The organism is Mycobacterium sp. NGS49 (assembly GCF_059812565.1).
Genome location: NZ_JCALCX010000008.1, coordinates 192420 through 204067 on the forward strand (window position 1 = coordinate 192420; position 11648 = coordinate 204067).

Consider the following 11648-nt stretch of genomic DNA (forward strand, 5'->3'; position numbering starts at 1 on the left):
CGACACGGTGATGGCCGAGTCGGCCGAACTGAATGCTCAACCACTAACCCAACCAAGGAGATACACATGAGCACCACGCTGGAAGTCACCCCCGAACAGGTCATCGCAGCCTTGGCGGCGCGACCTGCCGACGCACCGGTGGTGATGGTCAATCTGTTGAAGTTCACCGAACCCGGCGGGCTGGAGCGCTACCAGCAGTACGGCGAGGAAGCCGCTCCGCACCTTCAGCGCGTTGGCGCGACCATCCGCTACGGCGGGACCATGCCCGCCGTCGTCCTCGGCGAGGGCGAACGACCCTGGTGGGACGCGATTCTCATCGTCGAGTACCCGACGCCGGCCGCATTCGTCGACATGGTGACCAGTGAGGCATACGCCAAAGTGCACGAACACCGCGCGGCCGCCCTCGTCCGGGGCGACCTGATCGCGACGTCGGCATGGTCACTCGCCGACTGAACCCCGCGCTCACCGGAGATAACATGACCGCGCTACCCGACCTCGATGGCGTGCAACACCGTTTCGTCGACCTTGGCGACGGTGTCACGATTCACGTCGCGGAGGCTGGGCCTCCCGAAGGGCCACCCGTGATGCTCGTTCACGGTTTCCCGCAGCACTGGTGGGAATGGCGAGAACTCATCGGCCCGCTGGCCGCCGACGGCTACCGGGTGCTGTGCCCCGACCTGCGCGGAGCAGGCTGGAGCTCAGCACCGGCAGGCGCCTACCGCAAGAATGACATGGCCGATGACCTGGCCGCCGTGCTCGACCGGTTACAGGTAGGCCCGGTGACGCTTGTCGCCCACGACTGGGGCGGCTTCGTGGCGTTCATCATGATGCTGCGCCACCCGGCGAAGGTCACCGGCTTCCTCGGGCTCAACACGGGTGCACCCTGGCTGGCCTTGGATCGGGCATTGATCCGGCATCTTTGGCGGTTCTGGTACCAGATCCCGTTGGCGCTTCCGGTCGTAGGACCGCGCATCATTGCCGATCCCAGGGGGCGCTACCTGCGACTGCTGATGAAGTGGGTGGGCGCGGGATATATGTTGCCGGAAAACGACTTCCGGCTCTATGCCGACGCACTGCGCGATCGTAACCACGCGATAGCCTGCTCGCGCTGGTACCGCACATTCCTCAGCCGGGAGTTCCGGCAATGGCTGCGCGGAGAATTCGCCGACGAACGCGTCAAGGTTCCGGTCCGCTGGTTGCACGGCACCGCCGACCCCGTGATCACACCAACCCTGCTGCGAGAACTTCACGGGCGGATCGACGACTTCGACATCGAACTGGCGCCCGGCGTGGGACATTGGATCGCCGAACAGCGGCCGGACTTGGTATTGGCCAGACTTCGCGCGTTTCTGCGCGAACCCGTCTGATCTCGAACCCGCGCTGCAGGCGCTTGCTATTGCCGCGACATCGCGATGTTGAGCTTGTCCTCCGCGGTGACGAGGTGGTCGTGGCTGTCCTGGCCGATGTCGAGCCTGACCCAATGAACCTCACCGGAGAACTTGTTCCCCTTGGGTCCGTAGTCGGGCGAGGCCGGTGATCCGCTGTCGGAGCCGACGTCACATGCTTCGTCGGCGGAGAAGGCCATCGGCTCGGTCTGCTCCACCCGGCCGCTGCCCACCGCCCTCCCGTCGTAGTACAGCGTGACGTCGCCGCCCTTGGCCATGCCGCCGCCGTCGTAGCTGAAATCCATCCGCAGTTCGTGCTTGCCTGCCGGGATGGGATCATCGGCGGCGACGAAGTAGTACTGGATTCCGAAGAAGTTGTAGCAGTACTTCAGTCGCCCCTCATGCGCATACAGGGCCCATCCGCCGACGGCGCCGCCCTGGGTGACGATCACACCTGCGGCGCCGGATTCGGGCACCGTGACCGCCGCGGTCACCGAGTGGGACTTGTTTTTCACGTTCACCACGCAGTTTTCGCTGACCCGCATTCCGGAGAAGAGCAATTGCGAGGTTCCCTTGATCAGCTTCGGGCGGCCGGCGATGTCGGCGTCAAAGCGCTCGAACGACCTGTCGTCAAGGGGCAACACGTTGTACTTGACCGCCTCGATAAGCCAAAGCCGTTGCAACTCGGCCAATTTCTCGGGATTGTCGGCGGCCAGGTTGTGCGCCTGTGACCAGTCGTCGGGTCCGTACAGCTCCCAGACGTCATTGTCGAGCGACGGCTGGTCGGCCAGCCAAGGCGTCCGGTGCTTGGTCACCGCCGTCCAGCCGTTGTGATAGATGCCGCGGTTGCCGAACATCTCGAAATATTGCACCTCGTGAGTCTCGGGGGCGCTGCCGTCGCGCAACGTAGACATCATGCTGACACCTTCGAGCGGTGCCTGCGTGATGCTGTTGACGACCATCGGCGCCGGCAGGTTCGCGGCTTCCAGGATCGTCGGCGCGATGTCGATGACATGGTGAAACTGATTGCGCTGCTGTCCCTTATCGGTGAATCCGTTGGGCCAGTGCACGATGGTGCCGGTGCGGGTGCCGCCCCAGTGCGAGGCGATCTGCTTGGTCCACTGATAGGGCGCGCACAGCGCGTGGGCCCAACCGACCGCGTAATGGTTGTAGGCCTTCGGCGTGCCGAAGTCATCGATCTTGGACAACAGGAACTCGGTCGTCTCGATGCCCGCCAAGCCGTTGAGCGTGCACATCTCGTTGAAGCAACCGTTCGGCGTGCCTTCGGCCGAAGCGCCGTTGTCCCCGATGATGTAATACACGAGCGTGTTGTCGAGGACCCCCAGTTCCTCAATCGCGTCCACCACCCGGCCCACGTGGAAGTCCGTCTGCTCCATGAAGCCCGCGTAGATCTCCATCTGCCGGGCCAGCACCGGCTTGAGCTCCGCCGGCATGTCGTCCCAGGCGGGGATCTCGTCGTGCCGCCTCGTCAGTTCGGCGGTCTCGGGTACCACGCCAAGTTCCTTCTGCCGCGCCAAGATCTGCTCACGCAGCACGTCCCAGCCACCGTCGAACTTGCCCTTGTACTTGTCCGACCACTCCTTTGGCACGTGGTGCGGCGCATGGGTCGCGCCCGGCGCGAAGTACATGAAGAACGGCTTGTCGGGGGCGAGCGCCTGCTGCTGGCGTACCCAGGTAATCGCTCGGTCGGCCAGGTCCTCGGTGAGCGTGTAGCCCTCCTCGGGCGTCGTCTCCGGCTCGACCGGCGTGGTGCCCTCGTACAGACCCGGGTAGTACTGATTGGCCTCACCGCCGACGAAACCGTAGAAATGCTCGAACCCCGAACCGGTCGGCCACTGATGGAACGGCCCGACCGGGGAGACCTCCCACACCGGCACTTCATGGCACTTGCCGAACTGACTCGTCGAGTAGCCGTTGAGCCGCAGCGTCTCCGCGATCGGAGCCTTTTCCTTCGGCCGCACACTGCTGTAACCCGGCGCCGACGTCGCGATCTCGGTGATCCCGCCCATCCCCACGGAGTGATGGTTGCGGCCCGTCAACAGCGCCTGACGCGTGGGCGAGCACAGGGCGGTCGTGTGAAAACGGTTGAGCTTCAGGCCATTTGCCGCCATTCGTTCGGCCACCGGCGTATTGCACGGGCCCCCGAAGGCCGAGGACGCGCCGAAGCCCACGTCGTCGATCAACACGATGAGCACGTTCGGTGCCCCTTCGGGCGGGCGCAGCGTCGTGATCGGCGGGTACTTGGTGTTGGGGTCCTTCGCGTCATACGTGGTCAGGCCGACGTGTTGGGGATCCGGAATCGGCAGGATGTCACGACGGACCGACGACAACGACGCATCATGCTCGTTGTTCGGAGTTGACGAGCTTGGCATAGCGGTCCTCTCGAGAGGTCTGGCACGATGCGGCTCAGATCCGAGGCGCTCAGACCCATTGTGCTCTTTATCTGCGGCAACCGTATACGCGGCTTGGGGTGAAGAGCGGGGTAGCGCGGTATGCGCTGCGCTACAACGCTTCTCGTCTCAACTCAGCCCAGGAAGTCAACGACATGCTTCGCCAACTCCTCGCCGGCGTCCTCCTGCAGACATGGCTGTGCATGAGAAGTTCGGAAAATCAACTACCGGAGGCGCCATCGAGGGCCAGCACCAATTTGCCGGTGTTGTCGCCGCGGAACAGCGCCAGCAGCACCTCGGGAAAGTCACCGACATCGCCGTGGATGATCTGTTCACGCGAACGCAGCTCACCGCTGCGCAGCCACTCTGCCAGCTGCACAACGCCTTCGCGGTAACGGTCGGCATAGTCGAAGATCACGAAGCCGGTCATGGACGCACGGGCCACCAACAGCTGCATATAGTTTGCCGGGCCGCGAAGTTCTCCATCGGCGTTGTACTGCGAGATGGCCCCGCAGATGACGACCCGTGCGCCGCGGGCCAGCCGGGACAGCGCGGCTTCCAGGGTGGCGCCCCCGACGTTGTCGAAGAAGACGTCGATGCCGTTGGGAGCGTGGGTTCTCAATTGCTTGCGCAGATCGCCGGCCTTGTAGTCGATGGCGGCATCGAAGCCGAGTTCGTCCACCAGCCAGCGGCACTTGTCCGGCCCGCCGGCGATGCCGACCGCCCGGCAACCCTTGATGCGGGCGATCTGGCCTGCGATGCTGCCCACCGATCCGGCGGCACCGGAGACGACGACGGTCTGGCCCTCCTCCGGCCGCCCCACGTCGAGTAGTCCGAAGTAGGCGGTCAACCCGCTGATGCCCAATGCGCCGAGGTGTACCGGAGCGGGCGCCAGCGTGGTGTCGACCGGCGTCACGTCGCGGCCGTCGGAGACCGCGTAGCGCTGCACCCCGAAGGTGCCGAACATCTCGTCGCCGGTCGCGAAATCCGGGTGCCGCGACTCGATGACACGCCCGATCCCGCCCGCGCGCATCACCTCGCCGATCTCCACCGCCGGCACATAGGACCGGCCGGCGTTCATCCAGGTACGCATCGCCGGATCGACGGACAGATACTCGACGTGCACCAGAAACTCACCGTCGGCGGGAGCTGCTGCGGGTTCGTCGTCGATCTGCCAATCGGAAACCTTCGGCAGGCCGACCGGACGGGCGGCCAACCGGCATACGGTGTTCGTGAGCGTCATGACATCTCCTGACTCAGTGCGGTGAGAACCTTTTTGCCGCCAGGGTCTTCGGCCGTCCCGGGCACCGCCGCGACGCAGTCGGCCCCCGCCTCCCGGTACGCGCGTAACCGCTGCGCTATCCGGGTCCCAGAACCCAGCGCGCACACCGCATCGAGCAGCTCGATCGGAATAGCGGCCGCCAACTCGCGACGGGTGACGCCGGCCCGGGCCCGCTGGACGAGATCACCGAAACCCAACGCGCTGAACATCTCTCCGTATCCGGGCGGTGCCAGATAGACGCCGAGCTGACCGGCCAACTGCGCGTGTGCGGCGGGCCCGGGGTCGAGCGCGACCGGCACCCACACCGTGAGACGTGGGGCGCGCCGGCCGGCCGCGGCCCGGTCGATGGCCTGACGCACCTGGGCCACGCGGTCGGGCGAAGCGAGATTGAGCACCACCTCGTCGGCGTGTCGCGCGCCCAGCGCGATCATGCCGGGACCGAACGCACCCAACGCAATTCGCGCTGCCGGGACGGGGTTGCGCAGCCGGAACCCATGACTGCTGACGTACCGCCCGGCGTAATCGACGCGCTCGCCGGCCAGCATCGGCCGCAGGCATTCGATGGTCTCGCGCATCACCGAGAGGTGGTGGGCCCAGCTGCGGTTGTGCCAGCCGGTCACGATCGCGGGACTGGATGCGCCCAGGGCGAGGTCGACGCGGTTCCCGGTAAGGGAGGCGACGGTGCTCACACCCAGCGCCAGCGTCACCGGGCCGCGGACGCCGACGGCCAGCGGCCCGATCTTCAGCGTCAGCTCCGGTGCACCCATCCCGACCGCGGTCGCCAGGGCGAACGCGTCGTAGGTGGCCATCTCGCCGATCCACAGCGCGCCGAACCCGGCTTCGGCCGCCGTCCGCGCGACATCCAGCGCTTCCCGATCGGGCCGGTCCAGCCAAAACGGAAGGACGACTTCGAGTTTCGTCACAGCATCGAGGTGTCGGCGGGCTGATCGAGCAGCAGCCGGCCGGGCAGTTCGCGAGATGCCTCGTTCACCTGGAAGTGGGCGGTGGCGGTGAAAGCATCGCGAAACCGGCGTTGCAGGGGCGAGCTGTCGTAGATGGCGGTGCCCCCCGCGAGGTCGTACATGGTGCGCACCACGTCGGCGGAGGTGCGTGCGGCGTGGGTGGCGGCCAGTCGGAGCCGGTTGCGCATTGCAACGGGTACCGGGTCGGCTTCCTGGCTGGCCTGCCATGCGGCTTCCGTTGCCTCGTAGTAGAGCGCGCGGGCCGCGCCCAGCGCCGACTCGGCCGTGGCCACCGCCGCCTGGGTGGCCGAACGTTCGGCCAGGGTGCGCGTCGAGCCGAGTCCCTTCTTGCCACCGGCCAACTCGACCAGGTCGTCGATCGCGGCACGGGCATTGCCCAGCGCGGCCGCGCCGATCGACAACGCGAAGAACCCGAACACCGGGAAGCGATACAGCGGCCGGTCCACGGCCGGCCCGTCGAACACTGAGAACACCCTGTCGGCGGGCACGAAGACCTCCTCGGCGACGGTGTCGTGACTACCGGTGCCGCGCAGACCCAGGGTGTGCCAGTTGTCGAGCACCCGCAGATCCCCCTTCGGCAGCGCGACAACGGACGGCACCCGGCTGTCGTCGACGAAGCAACCCGCAAAGAGCATGTCCGCGTGCGTGATTCCGCTGCAGAACGGCCAGCGCCCGGACACGACGACGCCGCCGCCGACTGACTTCGCCTTGCCGCGCGGCGCCCACACCCCGGCCGCGACGCCGCGTCCGCCGCCGAACATCTCGTCACGCGCAGCATCCGGAAGGTAGGCCACCAGCAGGGCGCTGGTGATCGCGATCGACACACACCACCCTGTCGCCGCGTCGCCCCGCGCGATCGCCTCCGCGCACCGCAACGCGGCCGGCGGCGAGAGTTCCAGGGCGTCCACCTCGCGCGGCATGGTGGCGCGCAGCATGCCGGCCTCGTTGAGACGCGCCACGAGTTCGGGCGGAAGCCTGCGCTCCCGATCGATCTCGGGCGCCAGGTCGCGCGCCGACAGCGCAATCTTCTCCGCGAGGACCTCGGGGGTGTCTGCATGGTTCATCGGTGGCTCCCGGTGACGGTGACAGTGCAGTCAAGTTACCACCTGCGGTTCAGCTATTGAACCGGTACAGTAACTGAACTATGTCTGCCGCCGATCTGTCCCACCGCTTCCAGGGCGAATCGGTCGGCCGGGCGCTGGAACTGGTGGGCGAGCGGTGGACGCTGCTGATTCTGCGTGAGGCGTTTTTCGGGGTGCAGCGCTTCGGTCAGCTCGCCCGCAACCTCAACATTCCCCGGCCGACGCTGTCGTCGCGCCTGCGCATGCTCGTCGATGCGGGACTGCTCGAGCGGGTGCGTTATTCGAGGGATCCGGAACGCTACGAGTACCGCCTCACCGAGGTGGGGCACGACCTGTTCGGCGCGGTCGTGGTGTTGATGCGGTGGGGCGACGAGCACCTGCCCAACCCGGACGGGCCGCCGATTCTGTTGCGCCATCAGACTTGTGGCGAGCTCGTCGATCCACGGCTGATCTGTGCCCATTGCAGCGAAGAAATCACGGCACGCAACGTGACACCCGAGCCGGGTGCGGGCTTCTCGTCTCTGTGAGCCGCCTCGGTCAGCCGGTCAGTTGCGCGATCTGAATCAGGTTTCCGCAGGTGTCGTCGAGCACTGCGGTGATCACCGGCCCCATAGCGACTGGTTCCTGGGTGAAGCGGACGCCAAGACCGGTCAACCGCTCGTATTCGGCCTGGGCGTCCTGGACGGCGAAGGATGTGAACGGGATGCCGTCGGAAACCAGCGCCTCCTTGAAGGGCCGGACCGCCGGATGTCCGTCCGGCTCGAGAACGAGTTCGGTGCCGTCCGGGTCTTCTGGTGACACCACGGTGATCCAGCGGGCCCCGCCCATCGGGATGTCGTTTTTCGGCGTGAAGCCCAGTATCTCGGTGTAGAACCGCAGTGCTTTGTCCTGATCGTCGACCAGGATGCTGGCCAGATTGATTCTCATGGTGATTCCTTCCCCCGGGTGAGCCACCGCTCAACGATCGGTTCCAGCGGCGCGGTGTTGATGTCGTGGAATTTGTATCGGCCCTCGCGCCGGGTCTCGACCAGACCCGCGCCCTCCAGTACGTCGAGATGCTGCGACACCGCCTGCCGAGACGAGCCGAGCCCGTGCTTGGTCGCCAGCCGAGCGCAGATCTCAAAGAGCGTCTGCCCGTTCCGCTCGGTCAGCTCGTCGAGGATGGTGCGCCGCGTGGGGTCGGCCAGGGCCTTGAAGACGTCACCCACAGGCTCACGTTAGGCAAGTGGTGACTTGCCTGTCAAGGTCACTGCGGATGGCTTGTCAGGTAGTCGCCGACCGGAATTCGCTCAGACGCCGAGTAGCCGGCCGGCAGCAGCACGTCACCCGAAGTGGTCAGGTAGTACACATCCCACCGGTGGTAGCCGGGCAGGACGGCCGGATCGGCGGCGATCGCCGCCGCGTAATCCTTGACCGCTCCGACGTAGTGATTGGAGTGGTTGTAGCTGTACACGGCACCGTCGCGATTGCCGGCGAAGCCGTTGGCGGCCAGCATCCGGCCGGCGGCCATGATGCTGTCGCGCGGGGAGTGGATGTCACCACCCTCGGCGTATGCGGCGAAGGTGGAGGGCAGGAACTGCATGGGCCCCTGAGCACCCGCCGTGCTGACCCCGTTGATGCGACCGAAAGCGGTTTCGACCATGTTGATCGCCGCGAGGTAGTTCCAGTCCACGCCGGTAGCCGAGGCGGCGGCCTGGTAGTAGCCCACGAGTTCGCCGACCGGCGCCGGGGCGTCGATACGCCACGCAGGCAGTGTGGGTTTTGCTTCCCCCGCGTTCAAAGCCATCAGATGGTGGCGGGCGTCGACGTTGAGGTCGTAGATCCCGATCAGCGATGCCGGAATGATCGGCCGGATGGTGGGCTCCCATTCGGGGTGTCGCCCAATAGCGCGGTAGGCCGCCTGCTGGCGAAGCGCGGCCGCCTGCAACACCGCATCAGACGACGACGGGTCCCGCAGCGCCTGCTCGTCGGCGACCAGGTCGCGGGCCAGCAGCGCCGGTTCGGCCGCCAGCGCCGGCTGCGCAGGGAGGGGGGCCGCCGCCGACTGTCCCGGCGGATTAAGCACCAGCGTGGCCATGACAGCGAAAACGACTGCATGCCAGCGCAGCAGCCAGGTTTGCGGCGAACCACCCCGAAAATCCATAGTCTCGACCTCAAAGCAGACATGCAGGCCGACGCCGTCGGCTCGTGTGGGTATTCCGCTCTACATCTTGTCCGCTGAGTCCCGATTGACCAAGCTAAGGCAGCAATAATCCCGCGACGTCGAGCTGGGGGCAGGTCTTGGCCCAGGCGCAGGTGTGTCCTTCTCGATCTTCACCACTCACCACGCCGGCGCCGGGTCCAGCATGACGACGTGGTCGTTCTGCCACTGGTACCGAACGGTGGTGGTCGGCCCCGGGCATGCCGTACAGACTTCTCTGCCGTCCTTGTAGTCGAGGGCGACGGTGTCGTCGGTTGTCTTGGCCGCATTCACGGTCGTGAACGCGTAGGCCTTCAAGGTGGCGACACCGACGTAGTCGCCTTTGTGGAACAGCATCGCCAGGTCGGGCGAACTGCCGGTGGCTCCGACCACGGTGATGATCACCGTCGACAGCGTTGCGCAAGGGTTGTAGTTGCTGCTCGGATCGAAACTCTTCACGTTGTGATCCCACGCCGAGCCCTGCGGCAGCGTCGGTAGCGAGCCGAGCGCCGCCTCGATCTGAGGCGCATTCAGGTTGACCCCGCACGTCGGATCGGCGTATGCGGGCGATGCCAGCGGATTCAACACGCAGAGTGCGGCGACAAGCGCGCTCAAGACAACTACTCGCATCGAAACTCTGCCTCCCTGTCGGCTGCAGTCAATCGTCGCGCTGTTTTGATCCCGGCCCATAGGACCGCAATGACATTGTGTCGAAGAAGTGACCAATGCGGCCGACTATCGCGCGGGCTGGTTCGGCACCCCGGGAAACAGCTGTTCGGTCGAACCCGATGTCACCCAACCGCCCAGCTTCGTCACCAGGTGTGGCGCGAATACGGCCCCGTACGTCAGGTTTCCGATGATCACCACGGCGGCGATGGACAGGAGTGCCGCCTGGAGCCGGCCCGCCGACTTCCTGTCGGCCCACGCCTCGATCACATTTCGCCCTTCCGGATCGGTGCGTCCGAGCAGATAGGTGAACACCATCATCTGCACGCCCATCGCCAGCGAGTCGTAGATCGGGTACTGGTGCTTGGTCCCTTCGAAGACGGCCAGCCCGGGGATCACGTAGCCGTAGTAGAAGACTCCCAGCCGCGCGCCGATGAACGCGTTGAAAACGAAGGCCCAGCAGCAACCGACGACGAGGCCGACCGTCAGGAGGGTGATCGGTCTGCGCAATCCGAACCGCTTGGTCACCCATTGCCCTAGTGCGGCGCCGACGGTGGCGGGCAACACGAAATAGCCGATGTAGCCGACAGGAACGGACGACGGCAGGCCGCCCCATGTCATGTTCAGCGGCCACCAGGACGGCATGCGCGGCAGCGCCGGCGGGAACTGCGCGTACATCGCCCAGTCGTAGGGCGCCTCGATCCAGGAGAACGAGATCGCCGAGATGCACAGCAGCAGTAACGGGTGCAGGCGACGGCGACGGATGCTCAGATATCCACCGGCAGCGGTGAGAACGATGCCGCTACCCCAGCCGAAGGTGACGGCGCCCGTCAGCAATGGGGTCAGCCCGCTGCTCATCGCCGGGCTTCGGGGTCGAAATAGATGACCACGCCGTAGATGAGGACGATCAGCGCGATCAGGGTAGCGAGCATGATGACTGCGCCCACAATTAATAGTGGACACTATCTTAAGTGTCAGGTCAAGCCGACTAGGGTGAAAGATCGTGCGCAAGAACCCAACCGAGCGCAGGCAGGCCGCCGCGCGCCGGCCCCGGGGCGAGCCGCGCCGACTCCTGCTCGACGCGGCCCGAGAACTCTTCGCCCGCAAGGACTATCGCAGCACCACCACACGCGAGATCGCCACCGCCGCCGGTGTCACCGAATACCTCTTGTTCCGCAACTTCGGCTCCAAGGCCGGCCTTTTCCGGGAGGCACTCGTCGTTCCGTTCACCAGCTTCGTCGACGAATTCGGCCGGACCTGGCGAGAGGTGGTACCCGAGGAGACCGACGAAGACGAATTGGCCCGGCATTTCGTCGGGCAGCTGTACGACGTGATCGTCGAACACCGCGGCTTGCTGCTGACCCTGGCCGCAGCGGAGGCGTTCAGCGAAGACGAGATCGCCGAAGCCGGTATCGCCGACATCCGGCGGGCCATCGCGGTGCTCGGACAGATCAGCAGCGAAGGCATGCAGTTGCGTGGACTACGCTCGCCCCGGCCCGAGCTTCCGGCGCACTCCACGGTGGCGATGATCGTCGGCATGGTGGCGTTGCGTTCGACCTTCTTCGGCGACTCGCAGCCGTCGCGGGACGCGATCATCGACGAATTGGTGCAAGCGAGTCTGCACGGATTCCTGCACCGGCAAAGGTGAGTTCGCCGTTCG

Annotated in this window: 13 protein-coding genes; 4 read left to right on the forward strand and 9 right to left on the reverse strand. The window is 65.9% G+C overall.

Features of this window, described 5'->3' with window-relative positions:
* Positions 1–66: 66 nt before the first annotated feature.
* Together AC5Y7D_RS10825 and AC5Y7D_RS10830 are read left to right on the forward strand one after the other, a co-directional pair.
* Positions 67–453 carry a DUF1330 domain-containing protein gene (locus AC5Y7D_RS10825; RefSeq protein ID WP_499923789.1) on the forward strand — a complete coding sequence of 129 codons (387 nt, stop codon included), beginning with the start codon at positions 67–69 and terminating at the stop codon, positions 451–453.
* 23 nt (positions 454–476) lie between these two features.
* Positions 477–1367, forward strand: a complete 891-nt coding sequence (locus AC5Y7D_RS10830) for an alpha/beta fold hydrolase (protein ID WP_499923791.1) — start codon at positions 477–479, stop codon at positions 1365–1367.
* A 26-nt stretch (positions 1368–1393) separates the two neighbouring features.
* Here AC5Y7D_RS10830 and AC5Y7D_RS10835 read toward each other — a convergent pair whose 3' ends face one another.
* The 4 genes from AC5Y7D_RS10835 to AC5Y7D_RS10850 all read right to left on the reverse strand — a co-directional run bounded on the left by AC5Y7D_RS10835 (position 1394) and on the right by AC5Y7D_RS10850 (position 7125).
* Positions 1394–3778 (reverse strand): arylsulfatase, encoded by a 2385-nt coding sequence (locus AC5Y7D_RS10835; RefSeq protein WP_499923793.1) that lies wholly within the window; start codon positions 3776–3778, stop codon positions 1394–1396.
* Between the two features lie 238 nt (positions 3779–4016).
* Positions 4017–5039 (reverse strand): NADP-dependent oxidoreductase, encoded by a 1023-nt coding sequence (locus AC5Y7D_RS10840; RefSeq protein ID WP_499923795.1) that lies wholly within the window; start codon positions 5037–5039, stop codon positions 4017–4019.
* Positions 5036–6001: an LLM class F420-dependent oxidoreductase gene (locus tag AC5Y7D_RS10845; protein ID WP_499923797.1), complete on the reverse strand. Its 966-nt coding sequence runs from the start codon at positions 5999–6001 to the stop codon at positions 5036–5038. Before AC5Y7D_RS10845 ends, AC5Y7D_RS10840 begins: the two co-directional genes overlap by 4 nt.
* The gene (locus AC5Y7D_RS10850; protein ID WP_499923799.1) at positions 5998–7125 is read right to left on the reverse strand and encodes an acyl-CoA dehydrogenase family protein; all 1128 of its coding nucleotides are present in this window, start codon (positions 7123–7125) and stop codon (positions 5998–6000) included. The genes AC5Y7D_RS10845 and AC5Y7D_RS10850 overlap by 4 nt, the downstream gene beginning before the upstream one ends.
* Positions 7126–7205: 80 nt before the next feature.
* Between AC5Y7D_RS10850 and AC5Y7D_RS10855 the strand changes: the two genes are divergently transcribed.
* Entirely contained in the window at positions 7206–7670 is a 465-nt protein-coding gene (locus AC5Y7D_RS10855) for a winged helix-turn-helix transcriptional regulator (protein ID WP_499923801.1), read from the forward strand.
* A gap of 10 nt (positions 7671–7680) precedes the next feature.
* Here the strand turns inward: AC5Y7D_RS10855 and AC5Y7D_RS10860 are convergent, their stop codons facing one another.
* The 5 genes from AC5Y7D_RS10860 to AC5Y7D_RS10880 form a co-directional block, all read right to left on the reverse strand.
* Positions 7681–8070 (reverse strand): VOC family protein, encoded by a 390-nt coding sequence (locus AC5Y7D_RS10860; RefSeq protein ID WP_499923803.1) that lies wholly within the window; start codon positions 8068–8070, stop codon positions 7681–7683.
* Positions 8067–8351, reverse strand: a complete 285-nt coding sequence (locus AC5Y7D_RS10865; protein ID WP_499923804.1) for an ArsR/SmtB family transcription factor — start codon at positions 8349–8351, stop codon at positions 8067–8069. Before AC5Y7D_RS10865 ends, AC5Y7D_RS10860 begins: the two co-directional genes overlap by 4 nt.
* A gap of 38 nt (positions 8352–8389) precedes the next feature.
* Positions 8390–9220, reverse strand: a complete 831-nt coding sequence (locus tag AC5Y7D_RS10870) for a lytic transglycosylase domain-containing protein (RefSeq protein WP_499923894.1) — start codon at positions 9218–9220, stop codon at positions 8390–8392.
* A 243-nt stretch (positions 9221–9463) separates the two neighbouring features.
* Entirely contained in the window at positions 9464–9952 is a 489-nt protein-coding gene (locus AC5Y7D_RS10875; protein WP_499923807.1) for an LppP/LprE family lipoprotein, read from the reverse strand.
* A gap of 105 nt (positions 9953–10057) precedes the next feature.
* On the reverse strand, positions 10058–10846 hold the full coding sequence (locus AC5Y7D_RS10880; RefSeq protein ID WP_499923809.1) for a spirocyclase AveC family protein: 789 nt from the start codon (positions 10844–10846) through the stop codon (positions 10058–10060).
* Positions 10847–10991: 145 nt separating this feature from the next.
* On the opposite strand from AC5Y7D_RS10880, the gene AC5Y7D_RS10885 reads away from it, so the two are divergent.
* A complete protein-coding gene (locus AC5Y7D_RS10885) occupies positions 10992–11636 on the forward strand; it encodes a TetR/AcrR family transcriptional regulator (protein WP_499923810.1) in 645 nt (214 codons plus the stop codon).
* Positions 11637–11648 lie beyond the last annotated feature (12 nt).

Coding starts and splice junctions, on each gene's coding strand:
- AC5Y7D_RS10835 (WP_499923793.1), bottom strand. CDS start 3,778: ATGCCAAGCTCGTCAACTCCGAACAACGAGCATGATGCGTCGTTGTCG.
- AC5Y7D_RS10880 (WP_499923809.1), bottom strand. CDS start 10,846: ATGAGCAGCGGGCTGACCCCATTGCTGACGGGCGCCGTCACCTTCGGC.
- AC5Y7D_RS10840 (WP_499923795.1), bottom strand. CDS start 5,039: ATGACGCTCACGAACACCGTATGCCGGTTGGCCGCCCGTCCGGTCGGC.
- AC5Y7D_RS10870 (WP_499923894.1), bottom strand. CDS start 9,220: ATGGCCACGCTGGTGCTTAATCCGCCGGGACAGTCGGCGGCGGCCCCC.
- AC5Y7D_RS10850 (WP_499923799.1), bottom strand. CDS start 7,125: ATGAACCATGCAGACACCCCCGAGGTCCTCGCGGAGAAGATTGCGCTG.
- AC5Y7D_RS10875 (WP_499923807.1), bottom strand. CDS start 9,952: ATGCGAGTAGTTGTCTTGAGCGCGCTTGTCGCCGCACTCTGCGTGTTG.
- AC5Y7D_RS10825 (WP_499923789.1), top strand. CDS start 67: ATGAGCACCACGCTGGAAGTCACCCCCGAACAGGTCATCGCAGCCTTG.
- AC5Y7D_RS10830 (WP_499923791.1), top strand. CDS start 477: ATGACCGCGCTACCCGACCTCGATGGCGTGCAACACCGTTTCGTCGAC.
- AC5Y7D_RS10855 (WP_499923801.1), top strand. CDS start 7,206: ATGTCTGCCGCCGATCTGTCCCACCGCTTCCAGGGCGAATCGGTCGGC.
- AC5Y7D_RS10860 (WP_499923803.1), bottom strand. CDS start 8,070: ATGAGAATCAATCTGGCCAGCATCCTGGTCGACGATCAGGACAAAGCA.